Consider the following 26,472-nt stretch of genomic DNA (forward strand, 5'->3'; position numbering starts at 1 on the left):
TGCTTGTCTATTTGCCCTAATCTCACCTAAAAAATACTATCTTTTGTTGCTTTTGTAACTAACTTGAAATCAAATGGTTATAAAATAGAATTGTAAAAGGTGCTTAATTGGACTTCAAAAGGGCGTTAGTAACGTTGCTAAAGGGCATCTTTAGCAAGCCAATTGGGCGTCTTTTCGAACCCAATTAAGCATCTATTGATTTTTAAGTAGTGACTTTTTTATTACAATGTGGTTTGAATTGATGTATTTCTTGAAGCCACCTTATAATGTTGTAGACTCCTTACAACGTAGGTTGATGACAACAGAAAGAGCCATATCAAACACTGTTAGCGTGAATTGATATGGCTCTTTTCGTATGTGTTATGACCGAAAAAATAATTTTAGTTTTGGTCTGCTAACTCCTTTTTGCTAAGCTTGGTTGCAAGAATGAAGTAGAGAATCAATGCAGCGTAAGCCACAAGTGAGAGAAGTTCAGAGAGATGATTCTCCCACCAAGATGAGTAATCGAACTCGATACCACCAAACTTCAGTAGGGCAGAAACGACACCCATCAACGCACCACCAGCAATGAAGCCTGATGCTAAGAGGGTTCCCTTATCGCCACGTGCCTTGTTGACAGCTTCATCTTTAGAACGAGTGGTTACATACCAGTTTACGGCGCCACCCACCAAGAGAGGAATATTCAACTCTAAAGGAATGAACATACCCAAAGCGAAAGCTAAAGCAGGGACCTTGCAACGGTCGAGGATGAGTGCGATAACTGCACCAATGCCATAGAGAACCCAAGGTGCACCTTGTCCACTCATCAATGGTTTGATAACAGCTGCCATTGCGTTTGCCTGTGGTGCAGCCAACTTGCCAGAGTTGAAGCCATAAGTCTTATCCAAAACAATCATCACACCCGCTACAGTTGCAGCAGAGATAATCGTACCGAGGAACTTCCATGTTTCCTGCTTCTTTGGAGTTGTGCCGAGCCAATAGCCAATCTTTAAGTCGGTAATGAATGAACCTGCCATAGAAAGGGCTGTACAAACAACGCCACCCATCAATAGAGCTGCCAACATACCAGCGTTACCCTTCAGTCCAACTGCTACCATAACGACAGATGCAAGGATGAGGGTCATCAATGTCATACCTGATACAGGGTTGCTTCCTACAATCGCAATGGCATTTGCAGCAACAGTTGTGAATAGGAAGGCTATGATTGCAACGAGAAGAATACCCACAACTGCATGCAGCAGGTTGAAGTCCATCACACCAAAATAGAAGAACAGGAAGGTGATGATGAGGGTGGCAATACTTCCGAAAGCAATAATCTTAAAGGAAATATCACGCTGTGTACGGAGGATTTCTTCCTGTCCACTGCCTTTACCTTTCATCTCGCGTGCAGCCAAACCAACCGCACTCTTGATGATACCCCATGACTTGATGATACCGATAATACCTGACATCGCAATGCCACCGATACCGATTGAACGAGCGTATGACTTAAAGATAACTTCTGGTGCCATCTGTCCTACGGCTGTAGTGATTGATGGGTCCCACTGGTTCAGTACGGTATCTGGGAAGATGAGTGCCATACCTGGTACGATAAGCCACCATACTGTTAGCGAACCAACACAGATGATGAAAGCGTATTTCAGACCGATGATATAACCAAGACCGAGGACGGCTGCGCCCGTATTAACCTTGAAAACGAGTTTAGCTTTGTCTGCTATCGTCTCGCCAAAGCCAATCATACGACTCGTTACATTCTCATTCCACCATCCAAAAGTGGCAACTGTGAAGTCATAGAGTCCACCTACAAGACCAGCGAGGAGAAGAGGTTTTGCCTGACTTCCACCTTTCTCGCCACTCACGAGTACCTGTGTGCTAGCCGTTGCTTCAGGGAAAGGATATTTACCATGCTGGTCCTTAACAAAGTATTTACGGAAAGGAATCAAAAAGAGAATACCCAAGACACCGCCTAAAGCAGCTGCAATGAAGATATTGAAGAAGTCGGCTTCTAACTCAAGCATGTAGATAGCTGGCATAACGAAGATACCTCCCGCAACAACAGCACCTGAACAGGCTCCGATACTCTGGATAATGACATTCTCGCCTAATGCGTTCTTACGCTTTGTGGCAGATGATACTCCAATAGCAATAATGGCAATTGGGATAGCAGCCTCAAATACCTGTCCAACTTTCAAACCAAGATAAGCTGCGGCAGCAGAGAAGAGAACTGCCATGAGAATACCCCAAGTGATAGACCATGGGCTTACTTCACGATACGTCTCTTGTGGAGACATGACTGGCTTATACTCTTCGCCATCTTTCAACTCCCTAAAGGCATTCTCAGGAAGGTCAATGTTTTGATTCTGGTTATTTTCCATTGTTTAATAGTATTATTTGCTTGCAAAGATAAATAAAAATCATTTATCTTGTACCAATTCAGCATAAAATATTATCTTTGTCAGTATGAAAGAGATTAGACCTATTGCTTTTTTTCGTTCTCCCTTGACGTCAAAATTCGGTATTCCTCGGCAAAGTGGACTGGCTGACAATCTGGTGGGTAAGATTGTGTTTGAAGCTCAATATCAACGTGAGGAGGCTTTGCGTGGACTGGAAGACTTTGATTATCTGTGGTTAATTTGGGGCTTTTCTGCGAATAAGTCTACTGATGAGGGCAAACTGACTGTTCGTCCTCCACGGTTGGGTGGGAATGAACGTTTAGGCGTGTTTGCCACACGTTCGCCTTTTCGTCCAAATGGTCTTGGGCTGTCTTCTGTCCGTATTAAACGAATAGTGGATGGAGTGATTGAAGTTGTTGGGGCTGATTTGATGGACGGTACACCTATTTATGATGTAAAACCTTATATCTCTTACGTCGATAGTCACCCAGAGGCAAGAGGTGGTTTTACCGATAAGAAAGAGTGGAAACTATTGTCTGTTGTTATTGCAGAGGAGTATTCTAAGTTGTTTGATGTAGAGGTACTTGCTGCCCTAAAGGAGGTTCTTTTGCAAGACCCACGCCCACAATATCAACATGATGCAGCACGTGTTTATGGTATGCCTTTCGCTGGGAAGGATGTGAAGTTTAAGGTTGAAGGGGATGTGTTAGAGGTTGTTGGGATTGATTAGGAAGCTATTTGGCTTATTGGGCTAATTAGCCTTATAAGCCCAATTAGGCTAATAAGTCCAATAAGGTTATTATCTCAATAATCAGTTATTTCCCCTTTAAATACCGCATCCAAGCAAAGGGGCGTCGATGTGATAGATAATTAAGGTTGTTCATATTCTCATAAGCTTCCCGTTCAAAGGAGAGGTTCATGTAAGCACGGCCTGCCATTGGTAGGCGTATAAGCCATTCTATGACATACCATAAATAAAAGGGAAGGATGAGCATTTCTAACATTTGTCGTGTATGAATACGCTCATGATTGATTATCTCCTTCGTTAGTTTAACGCCAGGATGAACAAAAAGAAACCCAAGAATGTTGATAGCATCATAATTCTTGGGCGGTAGATATTTCGTCCGAATAATCTTCATTAATCAGTTTCAATAGATTCAACACGTGGTTTGGAAACCGATGGAGTAATAGGTTGTGGCTCATTAGAAGAAGGCTCGGAGGTGCTGTTCTGATTATCAGAACTGCTTGAAGAAGCCTCGTTGCTACTGCTCTTGCGACTTGAACGATGACTTCTACGAATACTGTTGAATACCTTCTCAGCCTGTTCTTCTTCCTGTTTCTGGGTAGAATCGTTGGCTGTTGTGTCCTTAACAACTGTGTCGAACTTAGCCTTATTGTTGTCTGCTAAGTTTGAATCTGGTTCAATAGCAGTCTGTGTATACTCTGGATCGTTCTTGTGTTGACCGTAATAATAGAATCCGAAGGCAACAAGGAAAATTGTTCCAAGAATAATAAAAGCAACCATACCGCGCCCTAAGGTTGGTCCGTTATCTGTATCATTATTATTCAATGGAGTATTGCAGTAAGGACAATTCTTATCCTTCTCACTCACCTCATTATTACAATTACGACATTTCATATTTCTTTCTTTAGCTTTGATTTCTATCGGCAAAGGTAAAAGAAAAGGTAGAGATGACAAAACGATTTGCCTTTTTATTCGTTTCTTCTTTCTTTTTTGTATCTTTGCAGGGATTTTCAAGAGATGATATAATCATTTAAAAAACAGAAAAGAAGGAGTTTCTCGATATGAAAAAGATATTGATAATTATATGTTTCCTTACTTGTTGGTTGGGTATTTCTGCCCAAAGTCTGCGTGAGGTATGGATAGAAATGCCTGATAGTATACTGCCTTATTTGAGCAAGAGCCAGCGTACAGAGCTGGCTGACTATGTTGAAATGAAGGCAGAACCAGCCGTCTTGAGTACTTTCGGCGATTCTGTTCGGATTGAACGCATGACCAATAACTATCTTTTATTGAAGGCAAACGAGGCAACACGATTGGAAATCAAGCTGTTGGATAATAACACGTTGGCTTTAGTTCAGACATGGATGGCACCTGCTGCAGAGAGTAAGTTGAGTCTTTTCAACCTACAATGGCAACCTAAAGAGGTAGTTGTAGACTATAAAGCAAATATTGTAAAACCCGAATCAATGAGCGATGAAGACTTTGCTGATTTGAAAACATTGATGTTTCCTCGCCTAAAAGAATATCGATTGTCAGCAGATAACAACTCATTGTCAGTAAGTTGGAACTATCCATTGCTTTCTAAGAAGGATGTCAAGCGTGTCACAGAGATATTAAAGTCGCAGGTACTTAACTGGACAGGGAAAGATTTTCGATAGTAAAAAACGATTGCACATTTGGCAGTTTCTGATAAAATCAGTACTTTTGTGCTCATAAAATAATAGCTTATAGCATGAATTTGAAGGTACGTTTAGCATTGATGAACTTCTTGGAGTTCGCAGTGTGGGGAGCTTATTTGACCTCTATGGGTCGCTATCTTGGTAATATCGGTATTGGTCCTGAGATTGGCTATTTCTACTCAATGCAAGGTGTAGTGTCTATCTTTATGCCTGCTTTGATGGGTATTGTTGCTGACCGTTGGGTACCTGCTCAGCGTTTGTTAGGCTTCTGTCATCTGCTTGCAGGCTTGTTTATGTTTGCCACAGCAGGCTATGGCTTGAGCGTTGGTGACCATGCAGACTTCTCTACTATCTTCACTCTTTATTCGCTTTCAGTTGCCTTTTATATGCCAACATTGGCTCTCTCAAACTCTGTTGCTTATAGCGCTTTGAGTGATGCGGGTATGGATACGGTAAAAGCTTTCCCACCTATCCGCGTGTTCGGTACGATTGGTTTTATCCTTACCATGTGGTTGGTAGATATCTTAGGCTTCCAAAGCAATCAGAATCAGTTTATTACTTCTGGTGTGGTAAGTATCCTTCTCTTCCTTTATACCTTTACATTACCTAAGTGTGCAGTTAATAAAGGCACTGAACAAAAGAGTTTTGTGGATGCCTTTGGCTTACGTGCTTTCGCCTTATTCAAGGAGAAGAAGATGGCAATCTTCTTTATCTTCTCAATGTTATTGGGTGTAAGTCTTCAGATTACCAATAGCTTTGCCAATCCATTCCTCTTTAGTTTTGGTGCTCAACCAGAGTTTGCAAACTCTTTCGGAGTACAGCATGCTAATATTTTGATTAGTCTTTCACAGGTTAGTGAGACCTGTTGTATTCTTCTGATTCCATTCTTTATGCGTCATTATGGTATTAAGAATGTGATGTTGATAGCTATGTTTGCATGGGTATTGCGCTTTGGTTTGTTTGGAGTTGGTAATCCAGGCTTCCCAGGTATCTTGATGTTCGTACTTTCAATGATTGTCTATGGTGTAGCTTTCGACTTCTTCAATATCTCCGGTTCACTCTTTGTAGATAATAGTACGGAGCCAGCTCTTCGTTCTTCAGCACAAGGTTTGTTTATGTTGATGACCAATGGTGTTGGTGCAACAGTAGGAACATTGGCAGCCCAAGCTATTGTAAATGCCTATACACATCCACAGACTGTGGGCTCAGATACACTGACTGTAGGTGATTGGCAGTCTTGTTGGTTCATCTTTGCAGGCTATGCCTTTGTTGTAGGTGTCTTGTTTGCTATTATCTTCCGACCAAAGAAAGCATAATTGCATACTGATAAATCGTATAGAATTAATGAGTAAAGTTCAACTTATATATGAAGGTGTATCACAGATAGTAGGAGGTCCGGAGTTAGGACTTCTCGTTCTGTCTGATCTTACACACACAAGGCAGATTGCCATTGTGTGTGATAAACATATGGAGTATGAACTTGGCTTGCGAACAGGCGAGAAGTCTGTTACAGAAAGATTGTTGCCAGAAGTGCTTTGTAGTGTGAATCCAATGATGATAAGTGAGCACTATGAGATACTCTTTAATTCTATTGTTGATGGACAATATAAGGCTCTTTTGGTAAATAAAGATGACTTAACGCTTACCCCTATACGTGCTTCTGATGCAATCTTATTGGCACTTGTGGCAAAGTTGAACATCTTTATGGAAGAGCATCTATTCAAGCGTCAGAGTGTTGATAGCAGTGTAAGTCAGAACAAGATGGCATTACCTTTAAATGCTTTAACCTTTGAGATGTTGCATCATGCCTTGGAGAAAGCTATAGAAGATGAGAATTATGAACTTGCTTCTATGCTTAGAGATGAAATGAAGAATAGGGCAAAGGAACCTTGATTAAGAAAGCTAATCAAGAATACCGAATTGCTATATAGAACATTCTTTTTAAAGAAGACGATGTTATAAAACCAGAGAATGAAAGAAGCAAGATATTTTTATGTCCCTAATGCAGCCGTAGAAACGGAGTTGCCAGCTGAGGAAGCAGTTCATGCAATACGTGTACTTCGGTTGAAAGAAGGCGATGAAATGTTCCTTATGGATGGTGAAGGCTGCTTTTACAAAGCGGAAGTAGCACTGGTATCATCGAAGAAGTGCCTTTATACTATTAAAGAGACGCTGAAACAAGAACCTGTTTGGCGTGGAAAGATTCATCTTGCGATTGCTCCAACAAAAGACATGGGGCGCATAGAATGGATGACAGAAAAGGCTACTGAAGTAGGCTTTGACGAAATCAGCTTCTTAGATTGTAAGTTCTCTGAACGTAAGACATTGCGTGTTGATCGTATAGAAAAGATTGTCATTTCTGCTGTAAAGCAAAGTCGTAAGGGCTGGAAACCTGTTGTAAATCCGATGACACCTTTTCGTCGTTTCATAGAAAATTGTTCCAACAGTGGGCGGAAGTTTATCTGTCATTGTTATCCAGAGATTCCACGCACAGACTTCTTTACTGCTATTTCACAGGAAGAACAGCCTTCTTCTGCAGAGGATATTACCGTATTGGTAGGTCCAGAAGGCGACTTCTCTATTGATGAAGTACGTTTTGCTTTGGAACATGGTTTTGAGAGTGTTACATTGGGTAACAGCCGTTTACGCACAGAGACCGCAGGACTTAGTGCCGTTATGATGTCGCAGCTTGCACGTAGAGTGTAAGCTGTTTTTGTGTGTATAAAGTTTGAATAGATGGTGAAGACTTCTAAAAATAGATATGTGTAATTGAAATTATCATATCCCGCACCATCGGTGTTAAGCCTTCGCACAATGTGTGCTAAGCCTCCGCACATGATGTGCGGAGCATCAATACGACAGCAAATAATGGATAGAATCGTCCTTTATGGACATTAGTTGAAATGCAACAAGACAAATAATAGGTAATAGAACACTAATAATCAAGTTATATGATAAAAAAGTTTATCGAGTGCAATAGAATTATTTTTTTTTCATTGTTCTCCTGTGTTTGTATCAAAAAAAATGCTTAATTTTGCAGCATACATTTAAATAACGTTATTATTTATATTAAATTTTTTAGCTAAACTATGCAGAAAAGATTACTTTTCTTGATTACGTTGTTGCTTGCAATGACAACTACTGTCATGGCACAGGTTACAACTTCTGGAATCAGTGGTAAGGTTGTATCTCAGGGTGAAGATGTTATTGGTGCTACCATTACAGCGACCCACCAACCTTCAGGAACTGTTTACCGTGCTGTGACGAACATCGATGGCCGTTACACTATTCAAGGTATGCGCGTCGGTGGTCCTTACAAGGTGACCATAGCTTACATTGGTCAGAAGACAAAGACTTTTGATAATGTAACACTTCGTCTGGGTGAGACGGAAGATCTCTCTTGTTCTCTTCAAGACGACACCAAGGAACTTCAGGAGGTTGTAGTGAAGGGTAGTGCTGGTGTGAATGCAACTAAAACAGGTGCAGCACAGAGTATCAACTCTAAGCAGATTGCGGATATGCCAAGTATTACCCATGGTATTGCGGATGTTGCTCGTCTCAATCCACAGCTGACAACAACGAATAGTGGCGCAATGTCTTTTGCTGGTACAAGCAACCGCTACAACTCTTTCATGATTGACGGTGCTGCTAACAATGACGTGTTCGGTCTTTCAAGTGATGGTACGAATGGTGGTAGAGCTGGTGCACAGCCTGTCTCAATGGAGACCATTGAGCAGATTCAGGTGAATGTTGCACCTTTCGACGTTCGTCAAGGTGGTTTCACGGGTGGTGCTATCAATGCTATTACAAAGAGTGGTACCAATAATTTCCACGGTAGTGTTTATGGCTTTGGTAACAATCAGAACTTGGTTGGATCAAAATATCCTCTCGCAGATGGTGGTTATGCTCCAAAGTTCAATAAGCAACAGGAGTATAATATCGGTGTAACCTTGGGTGGTCCGATTATCAAAGATAAGTTATTCTTCTTTGCAAACTATGAAAAAACCAACAAAACCTATCCTAATCTTTATACTTTAGGTTCTGAGCAATCAGCTGTTGATGCTACAAAGGCAAATGATATCTTGGTTAAGATTGCTGATATCGCTAATCGTCAAGGTGTAAACTTCCCAATAGCACTTTCTAACAGTGATATTTATACAAAGAGTAATAAGGTAGGTTTGAAGCTCGACTGGAATATCAATGAGACCAATAAAGCCTCTCTTCGTTGGAGTCTTGTTGATGCAGTTCAGTTGAATAATGCTGGTTCACGAACAGCTGTTAATGGTAGTAGCTATGCTTTCCCATTTGAAAGTACTACCAATTCATTCATTGCAGAGTTGCAGAGTCGTATCTCTCCGTCTGTTGCTAATGAGGCTCGTGCAAGCTATGTACGTGTAAGAGACAATCGTGCTATCTCTGGTGAATATCCTAATGTTACTATCAATAACGTCGGTGGTGGTGCAGTAAACTTAGGTATTGACCGTTCTTCTATGGCTAACCGCTTGGATCAGGACATCTATACATTGGAAGATAACTTGACTTGGTATAAGGGTAATCATACCTTTACATTCGGTACTCACAACGAATTGTATAAGTTTACAAATCTCTTCCTTCAGGATCTCTTTGGTAGTTATACCTTCAAGAACTATGATTCTTTCGTAAGCTACTACAATGATTATGTTAATGGAACTATCGATCCAAAGAAGTCATACATTAACTTGTATCGTTATGGTCATGCAAATGTTGACGTAACAGGTAACCCACGTTGGGAATCTTCATTCGGTGCGGCTCAGTTGAGTTTCTATGCACAGGATAAGTGGGATGCAACCACAAACTTCCAGTTGACTTATGGTTTGCGTATGGATATTCCAATTATCATGGATACCCCTACAGCAAATGAGCCATTTGCTCAGTATGCAGAGACAAAGGGATGGAATGTTAAGACTAATCAGCGTTTGGCAAGTACTCCTCTTTTTAGCCCACGTGTAGGTTTCCGTTGGGATATCAAGAAAGATCGTAGATTTATTCTCCGTGGTGGTGCTGGTGTGTTCACTGGTCGTATACCTTTTGTTTGGATTAGCAACAACTATGCAAATACTGGTATTCAGATTTCATCATTCAATGTTAACGCTCCAACAGGCTTGGATTTGTTGCTTGACCCTAATGGACAGGAGGCAAATGCTAATAAGTTAAAGGCATTAGGAAGTCAGACTATCAATGTTTACGATCGTAACTTCAAGTATGCACAGAACCTTCGTTTCAACCTTGGTTTTGACTTTAATGTTTTGGGAATTAACTGGACAGCCGAGGCTATCTACTCAAAGACATTGAATGATATCCTTTATGAGAATCTTGCTTACGAGCAGACTGGTAAGACCTTTGGTGAAGTCTATGGTAGTGCAGGTGCTCCAGTAGAAGACAATCGTCCACTTTTCTCTAAGGTAACTGCAGGAAGTCCTTATACAAATGTTTATAAACTCAGCAATACTTCAAAGGGTTATACAATGAACTTGAGTTTGAAGGCTGAGAAGCATTTCGACTTCGGACTTGACTTGATGGCAAGTTATACTTGGACAAAGGCTATGAGTGTCAATAATGGTAGCTCATCTGTTGCAGAGAGTAACTGGAGATATAATTATACTTATCGTAACCCTAACGACCCAGAGTTGGGCTATTCTGCTTACAATATTCCTCACCGTATTCAGGCTTCTGCTTACTATCACATAAACTATGGTGCACAGAAGCAGTGGCAGACTACTGTAGGTCTTATCTATCAGGCTAAGAGTGGCTCTCCATATAGTATCTATTATTATGGTGATGTTAACGAAGATGGCGCAAATGGTAACGACCTCTTCTTTATCCCAACAGATGCTCAGATTGATAAGATGCAGTTTGAAGAGACTAACTTCTCTGCTAATGCACTTACGAAAACAGTCTTTGGTGATAACTTTACCGCACCTAAGTTGACTGCTGATATGCAGCGTGCAATGATGAAGCATTGGATTGGCAATGACTCATACATGAAGAATCATCGTGGTGAATTCTACAAGCGTTATGCTGATAACCTCGCTTTCGAACATCACTTCGATGTTCACTTCGCACAGAAGTATAGCTTCAAGGTGGGTGGTCAGATTAATTCTCTTGAGTTGAGCTTCGATATAATCAATGCTGGTAACATGCTGAATAAGAACTGGGGTCATACCTATGGTGATGGTTTCGGTGTTTACTATAGTCCAGTTAACTATCAGAGAAATGGTCGTTACCAGTTCACTGGTGGTTATGCAACACGTAACTATAGCGATTACTATAGCCGTTGGCGTGGTCAGCTCGGCTTGCGTTACACATTCTAAGATGTAAGATAAAACAATATAAAAAGCAGAGACTCTTGTTGGGGTCTCTGCTTTTTTTGTTACCTTTGTGCTTGATAGACTGCATTCGGTAATCTGTGAGTAACCATTCATAGCATCCATTTGCACTATCTTCATATAAGAATTAAAAACCATACATTATGATTATTGATTTTGACAAGATTACCGAAGAGCATATTGAAGGCTTTAAAGGCGGTGAAGGAAAATTGGATGTGCGTGCTTTTGTAGATGATCAGGCACGTATCATGTACTCAACCTTACGTCCTGGTGCAAATAGTGGAAAGCATCAGCATGTTGGCTCTTTTGAGGTGATGTATGTTATTAGTGGTGAACTGACTGTTCATTATGACGATACAACGGAAGTTGCAAGGGTAGGACAGTTACATTATTGTCCAGAAGGACACTTCCATTGGTTTGAAAACTGTACGGACCACGATGTCGTTTACCTTGCTATCGTACCAACTTTGAGATAAGAGCGAATTCTTTTCATGAAAAAAAATATTTATTGTCGTGATGAAAAATATTTCTTTTCATGAAAATAATTCTTTCTTTTCATGAAAAGAATTTGTTTTTATGCTATCATATTGCCTCAGCTATCTCGGTCTTTTTCAATTAAATAGTAAAGGGAATGTAGGTCGTTTATGGTTAGTAAGCAAATTGATTATGGCATGGAAATTTACATTATACGTACGTAAATACTGTTGTAAAGTTGTATTATTGTAAGAAGGGGGTAACCCAAGCGATATTTTAACCTAAAACGATGAGAATTAAAAACCTAATAATGACAACGATAACTTTATTGACGGGATTGGGTGCAAACGCCTCTGATGCCGATAGCTTAATGGTGATGCATGGTTTTCCTACGGATGAAGTAGGAATCGAACATGGCGTTTCTGCTTGTTATGCAGGTAGAATTGATGACCAACTTGTTATGGCTGGTGGTTGTAACTTTCCAGTAAATACGTTGGCTCCTGATAGTAAGAAGGTTTATTACAGTGGGATTTATGTTACCAAAACTGACAATGGAGATCAACTGAATTGGAAGTTGGTTGGTCACTTGCCTGAACCTTTGGCTTATGGTGTTACTGTGACTTGCGACAACAGTATGATTGTTGTAGGCGGAATGAATAACAACGGAAGCTATGGAAATGTTTATCGTGTAACTCTTGTTGATGGTAAAGCTGAAGTTTCGACTCTCCCTTCTATGCCTTGCTCAGTGGATAATATGGCTGGTACTTTGGTCGGTAAACATCTCTATATAGCAGGAGGAGCAATGGATGGTAAGGCTTCTAATCGTGTTTTGCGCCTTGATTTAGATAATATCTCAGCTGGTTGGAAGGACATAAAGTCTTTCCCCGGTATGGTACGTGTGCAGCCAGTGGCAGGGTGTATGGGTGATAATCGTTTCTGTCTTTTCGGTGGTTTCGCTCCTGCAGCAAATGGTGAGGAAGCAAAGTTGTCGTTGGATGGTTGTGTATATGACGAGACGACTGATGAGTGGGAGTTGGTTGAAGGTCCGAAAGACGACCAAGGAGAGCCTCTATTTGTTGGAGGTGGTACAGGTATAAACCTAACTAAAGACCAGCTTTTAGTAATGGGAGGCGTAAACAAAGATGTTTTTCTCTCTGCTGTCAATCATCCTCAACCGGATTATTTGAGTCATCCTATTGAGTGGTATCACTTTAATCCATACACTTTATACTATAACAAAGATAGCTGGAAGGTACTTTATAAGAGTTCAGAAACGGCACGTGCTGGTGCAGCCTTGGCACAGACAGATCATGGTTTGTACGTGATTGGTGGCGAGTTGAAGCCAAGAGTGCGTAGTAATAAGATAGTAAAGTACCCGAAACGCTAATATCTATTGGTGAAATTTTGCTCCTAATTAAAGTAATTTATTAATCGCCCGTTGTTCTCTATGACATTCATTGCTTACTTATGTAAGATGATTGATATGCGGGGAGGGCTGTAATCTTTTATGAAAAAATACTATCCTTGGGTACTTGTTGCCCTCCTTTGGTTTGTAGCCTTACTGAATTATATGGATCGACAGATGTTGTCGACGATGCAGGAAGCTATGAAAGTCGATATTGCAGAACTAAATCACGCTGAGGCTTTTGGTGCATTGATGGCTGTTTTCTTGTGGATTTACGGTATTGTAAGTCCATTCGCAGGTATTATTGCCGACCGAGTTAATCGTAAGTGGCTTGTTGTTGGTAGCATCTTTGTATGGTCTGCTGTGACTTATCTTATGGGTTATGCTGAGAGTTTCGACCAACTTTATTGGCTCCGTGCCTTTATGGGTATTAGCGAAGCACTTTATATTCCTGCAGCTTTGTCGCTCATTGCTGATTGGCATGAGGGAAAATCACGCTCATTAGCGATAGGTATTCACATGACAGGACTTTATGTTGGTCAGGCAGTTGGAGGTTTTGGTGCAACGTTGGCAGCGATGTTCTCATGGCATGCAGCCTTTCATTGGTTTGGTATTATCGGTATTGTTTATTCACTTGTATTACTTTTATTCTTGAAAGAGAATCCTAAGCATGGACAGAAAGCGGTTTTAGAAGGTGAGACTAAGTTAAGTAAGAACCCTTTCCGTGGCTTGTCTATTGTCTTCTCGACGTGGGCTTTCTGGGTAATACTCTTCTATTTTGCCGTGCCAAGTCTCCCAGGTTGGGCAACAAAGAACTGGTTGCCAACGCTATTTGCTAATAGTTTGGATATTCCAATGTCAAGTGCAGGACCAATGTCAACGATAACTATCGCTGTATCATCGTTTATCGGTGTTATCATGGGAGGTGTTGTTTCTGACCGTTGGGTACAGCGTAACTTGCGAGGACGTGTCTATACCAGCGCCATTGGACTTGGTCTTACTGTTCCAGCCCTTATGTTATTGGGTTTTGGTCATAGTCTTGTAGCTGTCGTCGGAGCAGGTTTATGCTTTGGTATTGGCTATGGTATGTTTGATGCTAACAATATGCCAATCCTCTGTCAGTTCATTTCTTCAAAGTATCGCAGTACTGCTTATGGTATTATGAACATGACTGGAGTCTTCGCTGGTGCTGCTGTTACACAGGTATTAGGTAAGTGGACTGATGGTGGTAACCTTGGTAATGGCTTTGCTATCTTGGGAGGTATTGTTGTCTTAGCTTTGGTTTTACAGCTCTCTTGCTTGAAACCAACAACCGACAATATGGAGTAACGAATCGCTTATAATTGCTTATTATTATCATATATAATCGCCTTTCCCACGCATACAACCCCCTTTTAGAGGATTAAAGGTGGAGGGCAACAATGTTTATGGAAAAGATTATTGGATTAATTGACGCACCGTTCACGCCATTCTATGCTAATGGCGATGTCAATCTTGAGCCTATTGAGGCTTATGCAGCCATGTTGCAGAAGAACGGTTTGAAGGGAGTGTTTATTAATGGTTCATCTGGTGAGGGCTATATGCTCACAACTGAGGAGCGTATGCAGTTGGCAGAACGCTGGATGCAGGCTGCACCAGAGGGCTTCAAGGTAATCGTACACGTGGGTAGTTGTTGCTTGCGTGAGAGCATACGCTTGGCAGAACATGCAGAGAAGATTGGTGCATGGGGTATCGGAGCTATGGCTCCTCCATTCCCAAAGATTGGTCGTATCGAGGAGTTAGTGAAGTATTGTGAGACGATTGCAGCCGCAGCTCCCTCACTTCCTTTCTACTACTACCACATCCCAGCATTCAATGGTGCATTCTTATCTATGCTCGAACTCTTGAAAGCCGTCGATGGTCGTATCCCTAACTTTGCAGGCATTAAGTACACCTTCGAGAGTCTTTATGAGTACAACCAGTGCCGTCTTTACAAGGATGGTAAGTTTGATATGCTGCATGGACAGGACGAAACGATTCTCCCAAGTTTGGCTCAAGGCGGTGCGAAGGGTGGTATCGGTGGCACAACCAACTATAATGGTCGTGAATTGACAGGTATCATCGAGGCATGGAACAAGGGTGATATTGAAACAGCACGTGAGAAACAAAACTTCTCACAAGAGGTTATCAACGTCATTTGTCACTTCCGTGGCAATATCGTTGGTGGTAAGCGCATCATGAAGTTGATGGGTTTTGACCTTGGTCCTAACCGTGTTCCATTCCAGAATATGACAGATGAAGAAGAGGCACGCATGAAGAAAGAACTTGAAGAAATTGGTTTCTTCGAGCGTTGCAATAAGTTCTAACAAACATAAAACAGCCCAATATTTCCTTTTATTCTTCCTTTCAATGCATGTTGATTTGTAGGAAGAGTGGGAAATATTGGGCTGTTTTGTTTTTCTATCAAGTCGTTTGCAGTAGTCTATCAATTATAGATAGTGATTTCACCTGCAATCGACTGGTTCATATATTTGCGAATTGTTTCGGTGTCGTTGTACTTAGCTTGCAGATACATCAACTTTGTTACAGCAGCCTCAACCGTACTATCATAACCACTGATTACACCAGTATCTTTGAGTTGATAACCCGTATCGTAACGATTCATCTCAACTTGTCCGCTGATACACTGACTGATATTAACCACAATAACGTCACGTTCTGAAACCTTACGAAGTATGTTCATAAGCCAAGGTTGCTGTGGAGCGTTTCCACTTCCGTATGAACGCATGACAATACTTCTCAACTCTGGTGCATCAAACATGTGATGAATCAAATGCTCCTCAATACCAGGGAAGAGAGAGAAGATAATCACATTGTTATCCAACTCGAAGTGTGGCACCATTGGCTTTGTAAAGTCTGGCTTTAATATACTGTGTTCTTTAAAGTTGAAGTTGACACCAGCCTCGCAGAGATGAGGATAATTAAAAGTGTCAAACGCATTAAACTCGTCTGCATTCTGCTTCGTTGAGCGATTGCCTCGTAGGAGATGACCGCTAAAGTAGATACAAACCTCTGGTACCATTGGCGTTCCATCCAAGTGATGGGCAGATGCCAATTCAAGACTTGTCATGAGGTTTTCCTTACCGTCCGTACGTAGCTGACCTATTGGAAGTTGTGAACCAGTAAGGATGATTGGCTTTGTGAGGTTTTCAAACATAAATGATAAGGCAGAGGCTGTGTAAGACATCGTGTCTGTACCATGCAAAACAACAAAACCATCATACTCATCATATCGGTCTGAAATAACTTTCACCAACTGCTTCCATCGCACTGGTGACATGTCAGAAGAGTCGATAGGTGGATCGAACTGATAGGTGTCAACCTCCGTAGGAATTAGTTTGAACTCGGGAACGTTATCAACAAGATGGTTGAAGTCTAATGGCTCCAATGCACCTGTCCGTTGGTTGTGTCCCATACCAATGGTACCGCCTGTATAAATGAGTAATACTTTGTTGGTTCTGTTCATCGTGCATTAGTTTGTTATTTTTGCAAAGATAAGAAAAACATTTAATTCCCATCGTAATTTTAAAAGATAATTTTCTATATAATGTTGTATGGTAAGCAAATATCTTATATGTTAGTTGTTAGTGGCTTGTTTCATAAGGTAATGTCCTTTATCTCATCGTTTTCTTTTGCTATATTGGGGCTCGTTAAGCCTTGTTTTGTAGGTAAGCACCAATGGTGTTAATGCTCAGCACTAATGGTGCTGACGCTCCGCACCATTGGTGCTGATGCTTAATTGCGATGTTATATATCTCCTTTTTGGGGCGGAAACTATGTTATTAGCCCTTTTGTAAGGCTTCCTACCGATGTGTTTTTTCCTTTACAACGTTTGGTTATCTCTTCTTTTATGCTTACCTTTGTTTTTTTAACATGATCAATCACAATATTACCAAATCAACTTTCGACTATGGAGAAGAAATATTTTGCCCCTTCAGAACTGATTATAAATGAGGATGGAAGTATCTTCCACTTGCACTTGAAGCCAGAGAATCTTGCAGATAAAGTTATTCTTGTTGGTGACCCTGGACGTGTAGCACTCGTTGCTTCACACTTTGAGAATAAAGAATGCGAGGTTTCTAATCGTGAGTTCTGTGCTATCACAGGTACTTTCAAGGGAAAGAGAATTACGGTTTTGAGTACAGGTATTGGCTGTGACAATATTGATATCGTTTTAAACGAATTAGATGCGCTTGCTAATATTGATTTCAAGACACGTACAGAGAATGAGCAGTTGCGTCAGTTGACACTCGTACGAATCGGTACTTGTGGAGGATTGCAGCCTTACACTCCTGTTGGTACCTACATTGCGTCTGCCAAGAGTATTGGTTTTGATGGTTTGTTGAACTTCTATGCAGGTCGTAATCAGGCTTCTGACCTTGAATTTGAAGCGGAATTCAAGAAGCAGGTTGAATGGGATTCGCAGTTGGGTAATCCTTATGTGGCTTGTGCTGACAAGGAATTGCTTGACACTATTGCTGCAGATGATATGGTACGTGGTGTTACGATTGCTTGTGGAGGATTCTTCGGACCACAGGGACGTGAGCTTCGTTTGCCATTGCAGGACCCTAAATTGAATGAGAAGATAGAAAACTTCTCTTATAATGGTATGCAGGTAACTAACTTCGAGATGGAGTCTTCGGCTCTTGCTGGTCTTGCAACGCTTATGGGGCATAAGGCTGTAACGGTTTGTATGGTTATCGCCAACCGTCTTGCCAAAGAAGCAAATGCAAGCTATAAGAATACTATCGACGGCTTGATTGAGAAGGTGTTGGAGAGAATATAGGACTCTTTATGAGGATAATCTCTTGGAATACTTTTGGTATTAGGACAGCTTTACCAAATCTCCAGAAGATGTTGGGAAGCTGTACTCCTGATATAGTATGTCTACAAGAAACCAAAGTAAGAACGCGATATGCCAATTTTGACTTTAAAAGCTATCGGCAGTATTGGAATGAGTCAACAGACTTTGCACATTTAGGTACTGCTCTTTTGTCAAAATCAAGCTCTCTTATATCTGTTACATATGATAACTTTGATGCATATTACGACAAAGGGAATGTCATTGTTGCAGAGTTAAAAGAGATTTATGTTGTATGTGTTTATGTTCCTTATGCAGGGGCAACAGCAACAACAAGAGATAATAGGCACCATTGGTATAAGTGTTTTCAAAGTCTTATTCACCAATTACAGCAAAATAAGCCATGTGTTATATGTGGTGATTTCAATGTTGTGCAACAAGATATAGATGCTTGGGATAAGGCTGTTATAAACACTTCTTTAGCTTGTTTTAGTAAAGAAGAACGTGCAGAAATTGGAAGGTTTGTTCAAGAAGAACAGTTGATTGATGTCTATCGTTGCCTATATCCCAGTACTAAAAGTGAGGGATTTACTTATTTTCCATTCGGGTCTGACTATAGAAAGAATAAGAAAGGGTATAGAATAGACTTGTTTCTCATTAGCAAACAATTAATCAGTAAGGTTGTTGACTGCTGTCCATTACAGGATGTAGAAGGCTCATGTAATGTCCCTCTCTTACTTGATATAGATATATAACAATAGTAAAATGAATTCAAAGGGTATATTTTTATCAGCATCTGATACAGTGTGTAGTCTTGCTACTCAGCCGGGTGGAGCTATAGGTGTCATCCGTGTGAGTGGTGAGAAGGCTATAGAAATAACAGACAAAGTGTTTCATGGTGTCCGTGGGAAACACTTATCAGATGCGAAAGGGAATACCTTACATTATGGTGAAATCCTCGATAAGGAGGGAAATACCATTGATGATGTTCTGGTTAGTGTCTTCCGTGCTCCCCATAGTTATACGGGTGAGAACAGTACGGAGATATCTTGTCATGGCTCTGCTTATATTCTTAATCAGGTTGTAAAGGCACTTATTGATGCAGGTTGTCGTCAGGCACAGCCGGGAGAGTATACACAGCGGGCTTATTTGAACGGTAAGATGGATCTTAGTCAGGCGGAAGCTGTTGCCGATCTTATCGCTGCTTCAAATCGTGCTACGCATCAAGTGGCATTGAGTCAACTGAAGGGCCATTTTAGTTCGGAGCTTTCACTCTTGCGCGAACAGCTCTTAAAGATGACTTCTTTGTTAGAATTAGAACTTGATTTCTCTGACCATGAGGAACTTGAGTTTGCTGATCGTACAGAACTGAAAGCACTGGCTGAGACAATACATCAAAAGATAAGAACACTTACAAACTCTTTTGAGACAGGTAAGGCATTGAAGAAAGGTGTGCCTGTTGCCATTGTTGGTAAGACAAATGTGGGTAAGTCTACTCTTTTGAATTGCCTTCTTCATGAGGAGAAAGCTATTGTGTCAGATATTCATGGTACGACACGCGATGTCATAGAAGATACAACGGAAATCAAAGGTGTTACCTTCCGTTTCATAGATACAGCAGGTATTCGTCACACTGATGACCAAATTGAGAAGTTAGGTATTGAGCGTGCTTATCAAAAGATGGATGAGGCTGCCATTGTTTTGTGGGTTGTTGATGAGCAATCAACAGCAGAAGAGTGTGCTGAAATGCAACGTCTGACACAGGGTAAACACTTGATAGCTATCTTCAATAAAATCGATAGTAAAACGGTAGAGCCTAAGCAAGTAGACAATGACTTACATACGGTCTATATATCAGCAAAGTTAAAGCAAAATATTAAGGCTTTGGAGGAGGCTATTTATGAAGCTGCTGATATCCCTGAGATAAGTGAGAATAGTGTTATCATTACTTCTGCGCGTCATTATGAGGCATTAACGCATGCTGACGAATCTATCTTACGTGTCATAGAAGCTCTCGACTTTGGACTTAGTGGTGACCTTGTTAGTGAAGACTTACGCATCTGTCTTCATCAACTCGCTGATATAACAGGTGGGCAGATTACCCCACATGAAGTGCTTGGAAATATATTTAAGCACTTCTGTATTGGTAAGTAAGGTCTTTGGATAGGTTGCTCTCTTTGTGTCGTAAGTCCTTATTATTGAGAAATGTAACCCTCTTGATCATAGCCTTTACGCTCATGATGAATGAGGTCTATCAATTGTTGAATCTCTATTCTGTCTGATTTAATATCCTTATAACGAGCATATTGTTCGTTATAACGCCTTGTTGAGCCGCATCTTAACCGTGAGGAGATATCTTCTGGGATTAAGAAAGATGTGCGTTCTGTGCCTAAATGCTTCTGAAATTCAGACAGGAATATATGAATACCAGCCAAATCAAAGTCGCCAAAGTGGATATATGGATTGGGAATAGTTACCAGCCATTCTCTAAGATCGGTTGATTGTGGATAGCGTGAGACGAACAGTACTTTTTTTGAATGTCCATGTTTATGTAGGTACTCATCGAAGAAGAGTCTTTGTTGACGAACTTTTCTGAAATTCTCCATATTCTCAATTCCAATGATAATGACATCATCTGGAATTGCAAAAGTTCTCCAATCAGAAACAAAAAAGAAACATCCTTCTTGTGGATTGATGATAAATGGTTCTTTATTCAATTGACATTCAATCGACTCATACGTATTCACTGGGAACCCTGGACACGAACGTATAGTCACGAGTTTAGAGTTTCCTGTCTCGCTTGCCATAGAACTTCTTGACTCGGAATTACCGACATCTAATATTCGATAGTTCTCATCTTTATCAATGAGAAATCTTTTTAATGCTTCGATATTGTTGGCACGATACGATTTTCTCGACCCATGTATAATGATTTGCAATAGACCTTCCTGGATAAGTTCTGTCAGTAGTCTATTGCTTATCCTTGAGCCTGCAACGGTCTCACCAGCTATTAACGCTTGTATAGATGCACTTACTGCCATAGTCTTTCGATGTTATATTCTCTTTAAAAGTTTCTCAACTTTCGTCTTTACACCATGCTTGCTTAGTAGGTAGGTGTACCGGTAATCGTACGGATTATAGGATGTTGGTGAACTGTTTATTAGCTGGATATTACGTGAGTTGGCAAACTGTAAGATGCCTTTAATATTGTTTGGATGTAGACGACCAATCTCATCCATCATACAATGGACGATAAAATCACCACTCTTACGGGCTGCCTTCTTCTTGAATACGTTGATAAGCATGATGTTAACCATTGCCTTCACTAAGATGTCTGTTCCGTCTGAACCAACGTTATTAATACGTTCTACCCAGCTTGTATCATTGTCGTTCTCCTTTACACGGAATTGTAAACGGAAGGCATCACCCAATGATACGATGTTACGAGTTGGCTCGTTCTGTAACTGATGAGATAAGCTTTTCAGATAGTCTACAACCTTTCGGTTTACTTCATCACGATTATCACTTGAGAAGAGGTTAAGTTCTCCTATAGAAAGAGCATTCTCAATGCAGTAATTATGAATGGATATAAGCAACTGCATAAGCTTGTCTGACGACTCATTTGCTCTTAATTCTATACTTTTAATGACTCCAGCAAAGTTCTTCTCAACAAAGTCTCGATTGATGTCAAGGATTACTCCATCTACATCTGATCTACGTTTCATCAATGCGCCGACCTCAGTTGAAATACGTCCTAAGATGTCTTTATAATGTTCACTGGTACGTCTTCGATACTCTTCTATCTTATTATTGTCGATAAACTCTTGTAAGTCAACTGCAATCTGCATATAATCTGCGTCTGTGATAGGCATTGTGTTGAAGTGAAAAGCATTCTGAGGCTTAAAGTTACGATTGAAGTTTACGACAGTTCCTTTTAGTATCTCAATGGCTTCTCGTTTCTGATTAATGGTGCCTCTCAGCTGACTTATTAGCTGTAGACAGTCTAAATGCGTAGACTTTACCTTATTATCAGCGAGATAATCGTTGGATACTAAGTGTTCATTTTCTATAACTTGATGATATTGATTTAGTCCATCTCGTCTATGAGCGAGGTCTTTTTGGATCGCTCTCTGTTGGTCTTCAAATCCCTGTCTCTTCTTCTCTATGCGTATTCGTTTGTCTTCGTAACGTTGTTGCAACATAATAAGTCGCTGCCCAATCTCCTTTATATTATTTCTAATATCAGCCTCTTTGGAGAAGAGAGTATCCACCGCATCTTCGTATTTGATTACATCATTGCGGTCTGTTTCTATCTGTTGAAGTAGCTTGTTAAGCTTATCAAGTGCTTTGCGATATTCGTTCAATAGTCTGATATCTACTCCTTTGCCTTCAAGCTCAGCTTTCTGTTGCTTGTCAAGTTGAGTTTTTTGAATTTCAAACTCCTGATTATGCAATTCAGATTCAGACTTTTGTTGCTCTTGAAAGGCATTAAGTTCATTATTAAGTGCCTTTACAGACCTATTGAAAGCTGCATCAAGTTCCTTCAAGTCCTTTTCGTTCTTAGCATCATTCTTAGCTTGTCTTTCTTTCTCAGCATCAACTTTAAGAGTGGCATCATTGAATGCACGCATGCGTAACTCTTGTTCGCTTGAGATTATTTCCTGCTCTTCCATCTCTAATTTATGCCGTTGGTTCTGCAGGTTCTGTCTCTTGGTAGGTATTTGTTCAGCCTCCACTCTTAGCTGAGTAGATTCCTGACGCAATGGTTTAAGTAGGTTACCATACTTCTTACCAAGTTTAGATATTTCCTCTTGGAGGGTTATTGGCAGTTGTGATAACTGTCTATTCAGAAGTTGAAGTCGTTCTTCTAATTTCTTTTTCTCTGCTCGATACTCATCAGGAGTACGATGGGTAGGCTCAATATTTTCCAAGTTGAGCTTTACTCCAAATAGGTTGTCCGTTTTATAGTCTAACGTTGGTTCAAGTCCTTGGGCGTAGAGTATTCGTTCTTCATCTACAACTTTTCCAATCGTATCTTCCCACCCTTCAGCATTCTCACACAACCAATGATACAGCGATTCATCCAGATGTGACAGCAAGTCGTTGATTCTTGCAATCTCATTACGGCATATCGCACGATTGTCTTCCAATCGTTTTTGTTCCTGCAAAGAGGCTTGTTTTAATTCAGCCTCTTTCATTTCGAATTCGTTAGTCAGCTTTTCTATTTGAATTCTAACTGTTTTCTGTTGTTCCTCATTAGCCTTTTCATTGATATCTAATTGTTGCAGTTGCTCCTTTACCAGCTTGATGTCATCCTCTTTTGGGTGCCATTGGCGCAGTTCTTTAAGTCTACTATCAGCTCTATACTGTTCAGCAGTAAGACTGTGAAGACGTTCTTTGGATTCGAGTGACCAAGCACGATACGCATTCATAACCAGGTTTCTGTTCTTAGAACGCTCTTCTTCATAGCGATTTCGTTCTTGTTGTAGCTCTGTTTGCTTTGTATATAAAGTCTCTCTCAGCCTATTGATAAATGCTTGATGAGCATTTTCAAGTTTCGCTTTGGCGATATTATACTTCTCTACTATTGACGCATTCGTTTTGAGTAAATCGTCCAATAGCGTTTGTTTCTCATCCGCCTCATACTTTAATGACTTCTCACGAGCATTAAGTGCAACCTTTTCTTTTATATTGATAGCATCAAAATACTTTCGTTTCTCAGCTATCTCTTTTAGTTTACTATTCTTCCCTCCAAGGTCTTGATTGAGTGAGTCTTTTTCTTTGTCATAGTCTGCTTTAAGTTCTTTCTGACGTTTACTCTCTTTCTCAATATTGTTTCTTACATCTACAAGTTTACTTTCTAATAGTGGTATTTGTTGTTCATCGTCCGCTACAACATAGTTCAGCATGTGCCATACATCAAGTAGTTGCTGATCAAACGCAACAATCTTACGGCCCTGTTCAGCTATTTTCAGTGCCTGCTGGCGTACGGGATAAATTCCGTCACGTGTCTGTCGGAACCAACAGTCTATTTCATCGTATTCTCTTTCAAAGTCTGTTACCAGTCTTCTGTACGTTTGTAAATCAATAGGGTGGTCTTCGTCAGCCATTGACTGGATGATAGTATTCTTCACAAAGTCAGCATCCAACTTCGTGTTAAGGAATACATTTTGAATACTTCGGGGTATATTTTGATAGTGAGAACTCTGTACTAAGGCATAGCGAGTAAACTTGTGGTCGTGTGTGTTACCAAAGATAATGTCCTTAAACATTACCCCAGAGTCGATTCTTGCTGACACACTCACATTCTTATCAATACGTTCACGTATCTTGACCCAGTCACTCAACACCTGTTTATCATTATCAATGAGCCACTCCCTTTGGTATGGTGCATCAATAAACCGCCAAGAAGCACGTCCTTGGTATCGGTTGACTAATATGGTATATGCTCCATTATCACGCATTACCTCATAGAGGATATGCGAGTTAGATTGGCGGAAATAGAACTCGTCAAACGACTTCTGGCCTTGTTGAATACCCAACTTATGCTTGTCGGCATTGTAGAAGAATAGTAGTGCTCTTAGTACTGTACTCTTTCCTACACCCTGCGTTCCAGTGAAATGCACGTTGCCATCTACTGATATTTCAGCATAAGGAATATTAGCACTATTGATAAATATGATTCTATTCAGGTATTTCATCTTCGTTAGCTATTTGAATCATGTTAACCAATTCCTCAGCATAACGGAATGCAGAGGTTATCTTAAAAGTCTCATCTTGAATATTGACACATTCAGCAAATCCCATGTTTTGCATCTCTTGGAGTAGCTTGTTCACTATTTCTTGATTTGAGCCTGCGCCATACTTCTTAAACAGGTGGTTAGCTTTTTCCTTCAATTCAATATCTAAACTGATTTGTTCTATCAGGTGTCCTTTACGAAATTGGTAGCCTGCAGAGAATGCTTGGTTATAGCATTTAAGAAAGTCAAGATAATCAAGCCACTTAGAAAAACTTTCTAACTTTTGTTCTATAGCTTGTTTTCCTTCCCCTATACGAGAGAAGTAGAAGTAACCATTACCTTGTTCTAATTGTAGACCAACTTCTTTAAAGTAGTCTGCATAATCTTCAAAGTTATCTTCTAAGTCATCGTATAGATGGCGGATAGAGTTGTCAGAACTATCAACAGAGAGGAATTCTCCGCGGATTAATCGTTCATATATTCGTTGAGTGTTATTTCGCATAGATGATTGGATATTCAATGTTTTGGTAAGTTGCGTATTCTCCTGTCATTTTACATTCATCGGGGTGTAGGATGACAAGTTGACAAAAGAGGGTTGCATGATCTTCTATTTCACGTTTTGTCGTGTAGTTGTATCTGAGGATAAATTCAAAGAGATTGTAGCTTGAGGCAGCAAAGGCATTCCACACTTCAGTAGGATCAATCTCTTTCAGAAGTTGTACTTGCTCTTGTAAGTCTTCCTTTGTAAGTGGTTCTGCCTCTGTTCGTGACGTCTTTTGTATACCATTACGTTCTGCTATTCTCCTTAAAACCTTTGCTATCTCATCATTCTCTCTTAATGCCTCTAATGAAAGACGAATCTTGCTATATTGCCGAGACTCCATCCATAGCGGATTGTTATCTTCTAATACTTGTGTAATATTAGTTTCTGTCTTGATGAGAACTTGGTCTTTCAGATACTTTAATTTGCGTATCTTCTTGTAAAGCTGGTTCTGTTGGTCTATTTGATTGATATAGACAATAATCTGCCTATCTATCTCCATCAGTGCATGATAGGCTTCAACGAAATCGTGTCTTACATTGCTACAAGTCTTAGCCATGTGTGGGTCATTGGCCATAATGAAGAAGGCTTGCTCATTGTCCATTAGCTTTTCACATTCACGTATCATCGAGCGTATGCTATGACTTTTCTCATCAAGGTTCTGGAGTCTCGTTTTCTTGTTGAGATAGTTTGGTTCTTGCTTATAGGTGTTGTCCATGTTTCGTTTCAGATCCACCACATTTTTCAACGTCCTAAAGCCAGTCTTCTTCAAGAGTTGGCGTACACTATCTTGGTAGTTAGCCTTCCGATTTACGTTCGTCTCTTGTAGGAAATAAGTGATATGCTCCTTTAGTGTGTTGATACATTCCTGCACACTTAACACACTTATTTCCTCATTCACATTCAGTACCTCCTCGAAGAAATTAAGATAGTCGCTCTCTATTTCAAGAGAATTGCCGGTTTCTACTACTACACCATAGTCAATGAGCCTACTTAGTCGGCTCTCATTCCCTCCAACTAACTCCAGTGCTATTCCTTTGGGGAATTTTATCAGCTTTCGCTTTTCAAACATCTCACTCAGTAGTCTTTGTTCGCGTGAGAGTGTTTTAGTTAGCTCTTCTATTGTTCTAAAGTGTGACAATATGTCCATGTGCTTGTTTTATATATCAAGAGTATGATAGTCTTTGATTTTATTATTGAATAAGGTGGAAGTTAGCAAGATTTCTTAATACATCAGTTTTGTATGGATAAGAATTTGTTTGCTTTCAGACCAGCATCTTATACTTAAGG

The 26,472-nt window shown here is 40.3% G+C and carries 21 protein-coding genes; 13 read left to right on the plus strand and 8 right to left on the minus strand.

What is annotated here, in order from left to right:
- Window positions 1-380: 380 nt before the first annotated feature.
- Window positions 381-2,375, minus strand: a complete 1,995-nt coding sequence (locus tag HMPREF1505_RS01070; RefSeq protein ID WP_036921280.1) for an OPT family oligopeptide transporter — start codon at window positions 2,373-2,375, stop codon at window positions 381-383.
- 85 nt (window positions 2,376-2,460) lie between these two features.
- Here HMPREF1505_RS01070 and tsaA point away from each other — a divergent pair, with 85 nt between their 5' ends.
- The gene (gene tsaA, locus HMPREF1505_RS01075; protein ID WP_036921284.1) at window positions 2,461-3,123 is read left to right on the plus strand and encodes a tRNA (N6-threonylcarbamoyladenosine(37)-N6)-methyltransferase TrmO; all 663 of its coding nucleotides are present in this window, start codon (window positions 2,461-2,463) and stop codon (window positions 3,121-3,123) included.
- 85 nt (window positions 3,124-3,208) lie between these two features.
- Here tsaA and HMPREF1505_RS01080 read toward each other — a convergent pair whose 3' ends face one another.
- Window positions 3,209-3,532, minus strand: coding sequence for a hypothetical protein (locus tag HMPREF1505_RS01080; protein WP_036921287.1), 324 nt, complete (start codon window positions 3,530-3,532; stop codon window positions 3,209-3,211).
- Complete coding sequence (locus HMPREF1505_RS01085) at window positions 3,532-4,032, minus strand: zinc ribbon domain-containing protein (RefSeq protein WP_036921290.1); 501 nt, start codon at window positions 4,030-4,032, stop codon at window positions 3,532-3,534. The genes HMPREF1505_RS01080 and HMPREF1505_RS01085 overlap by 1 nt, the downstream gene beginning before the upstream one ends.
- A 167-nt stretch (window positions 4,033-4,199) precedes the next feature.
- Here HMPREF1505_RS01085 and HMPREF1505_RS01090 point away from each other — a divergent pair, with 167 nt between their 5' ends.
- From HMPREF1505_RS01090 to HMPREF1505_RS01130, 9 genes are all read left to right on the plus strand, one after another.
- Complete coding sequence (locus HMPREF1505_RS01090) at window positions 4,200-4,796, plus strand: DUF3256 family protein (protein WP_036921293.1); 597 nt, start codon at window positions 4,200-4,202, stop codon at window positions 4,794-4,796.
- A 74-nt stretch (window positions 4,797-4,870) separates the two neighbouring features.
- The gene (locus HMPREF1505_RS01095; protein WP_036921295.1) at window positions 4,871-6,133 is read left to right on the plus strand and encodes a nucleoside permease; all 1,263 of its coding nucleotides are present in this window, start codon (window positions 4,871-4,873) and stop codon (window positions 6,131-6,133) included.
- Window positions 6,134-6,161: 28 nt separating this feature from the next.
- Window positions 6,162-6,710, plus strand: a complete 549-nt coding sequence (locus HMPREF1505_RS01100; RefSeq protein WP_036921297.1) for a bifunctional nuclease domain-containing protein — start codon at window positions 6,162-6,164, stop codon at window positions 6,708-6,710.
- 78 nt (window positions 6,711-6,788) lie between these two features.
- On the plus strand, window positions 6,789-7,523 hold the full coding sequence (locus HMPREF1505_RS01105; protein ID WP_036921300.1) for a 16S rRNA (uracil(1498)-N(3))-methyltransferase: 735 nt from the start codon (window positions 6,789-6,791) through the stop codon (window positions 7,521-7,523).
- 383 nt (window positions 7,524-7,906) lie between these two features.
- A complete protein-coding gene (locus HMPREF1505_RS01110) occupies window positions 7,907-11,167 on the plus strand; it encodes a carboxypeptidase regulatory-like domain-containing protein (protein ID WP_036921302.1) in 3,261 nt (1,086 codons plus the stop codon).
- 158 nt (window positions 11,168-11,325) lie between these two features.
- On the plus strand, window positions 11,326-11,658 hold the full coding sequence (locus HMPREF1505_RS01115) for a cupin domain-containing protein (RefSeq protein ID WP_036865172.1): 333 nt from the start codon (window positions 11,326-11,328) through the stop codon (window positions 11,656-11,658).
- Window positions 11,659-11,966: 308 nt separating this feature from the next.
- Window positions 11,967-13,043, plus strand: a complete 1,077-nt coding sequence (locus HMPREF1505_RS01120) for a cyclically-permuted mutarotase family protein (protein ID WP_036921305.1) — start codon at window positions 11,967-11,969, stop codon at window positions 13,041-13,043.
- Window positions 13,044-13,163: 120 nt separating this feature from the next.
- On the plus strand, window positions 13,164-14,390 hold the full coding sequence (locus HMPREF1505_RS01125; protein WP_036921308.1) for an MFS transporter: 1,227 nt from the start codon (window positions 13,164-13,166) through the stop codon (window positions 14,388-14,390).
- Window positions 14,391-14,488: 98 nt separating this feature from the next.
- Window positions 14,489-15,406 carry a dihydrodipicolinate synthase family protein gene (locus HMPREF1505_RS01130; RefSeq protein ID WP_036921309.1) on the plus strand — a complete coding sequence of 306 codons (918 nt, stop codon included), beginning with the start codon at window positions 14,489-14,491 and terminating at the stop codon, window positions 15,404-15,406.
- A 119-nt stretch (window positions 15,407-15,525) separates the two neighbouring features.
- Here HMPREF1505_RS01130 and HMPREF1505_RS01135 read toward each other — a convergent pair whose 3' ends face one another.
- On the minus strand, window positions 15,526-16,566 hold the full coding sequence (locus HMPREF1505_RS01135) for a type I asparaginase (protein ID WP_013265844.1): 1,041 nt from the start codon (window positions 16,564-16,566) through the stop codon (window positions 15,526-15,528).
- 444 nt (window positions 16,567-17,010) lie between these two features.
- Here HMPREF1505_RS01135 and HMPREF1505_RS01140 point away from each other — a divergent pair, with 444 nt between their 5' ends.
- From HMPREF1505_RS01140 to mnmE, 3 genes are read left to right on the plus strand one after another with little or no spacing between them, the layout of a single operon-like run.
- A complete protein-coding gene (locus HMPREF1505_RS01140) occupies window positions 17,011-17,886 on the plus strand; it encodes a nucleoside phosphorylase (RefSeq protein ID WP_004359955.1) in 876 nt (291 codons plus the stop codon).
- Window positions 17,887-17,894: 8 nt separating this feature from the next.
- On the plus strand, window positions 17,895-18,656 hold the full coding sequence (locus tag HMPREF1505_RS01145) for an exodeoxyribonuclease III (protein WP_036921313.1): 762 nt from the start codon (window positions 17,895-17,897) through the stop codon (window positions 18,654-18,656).
- A 10-nt stretch (window positions 18,657-18,666) separates the two neighbouring features.
- Window positions 18,667-20,055 carry a tRNA uridine-5-carboxymethylaminomethyl(34) synthesis GTPase MnmE gene (gene mnmE / locus HMPREF1505_RS01150; RefSeq protein ID WP_036921316.1) on the plus strand — a complete coding sequence of 463 codons (1,389 nt, stop codon included), beginning with the start codon at window positions 18,667-18,669 and terminating at the stop codon, window positions 20,053-20,055.
- Between the two features lie 41 nt (window positions 20,056-20,096).
- Here mnmE and HMPREF1505_RS01155 read toward each other — a convergent pair whose 3' ends face one another.
- The 4 genes from HMPREF1505_RS01155 to HMPREF1505_RS01170 are packed head-to-tail and all read right to left on the minus strand — an operon-like array spanning window position 20,097 to window position 26,332.
- On the minus strand, window positions 20,097-20,942 hold the full coding sequence (locus HMPREF1505_RS01155; RefSeq protein WP_036921319.1) for a hypothetical protein: 846 nt from the start codon (window positions 20,940-20,942) through the stop codon (window positions 20,097-20,099).
- 12 nt (window positions 20,943-20,954) lie between these two features.
- Window positions 20,955-24,602 (minus strand): ATP-binding protein, encoded by a 3,648-nt coding sequence (locus tag HMPREF1505_RS01160; protein WP_036921321.1) that lies wholly within the window; start codon window positions 24,600-24,602, stop codon window positions 20,955-20,957.
- Window positions 24,586-25,143: a hypothetical protein gene (locus HMPREF1505_RS01165; RefSeq protein ID WP_036921324.1), complete on the minus strand. Its 558-nt coding sequence runs from the start codon at window positions 25,141-25,143 to the stop codon at window positions 24,586-24,588. The genes HMPREF1505_RS01160 and HMPREF1505_RS01165 overlap by 17 nt, the downstream gene beginning before the upstream one ends.
- The gene (locus tag HMPREF1505_RS01170; protein WP_051412282.1) at window positions 25,133-26,332 is read right to left on the minus strand and encodes a hypothetical protein; all 1,200 of its coding nucleotides are present in this window, start codon (window positions 26,330-26,332) and stop codon (window positions 25,133-25,135) included. Before HMPREF1505_RS01170 ends, HMPREF1505_RS01165 begins: the two co-directional genes overlap by 11 nt.
- Window positions 26,333-26,472 lie beyond the last annotated feature (140 nt).

Source organism: Prevotella sp. ICM33 (assembly GCF_000517825.1).
GTDB lineage: Bacteria > Bacteroidota > Bacteroidia > Bacteroidales > Bacteroidaceae > Prevotella > Prevotella melaninogenica.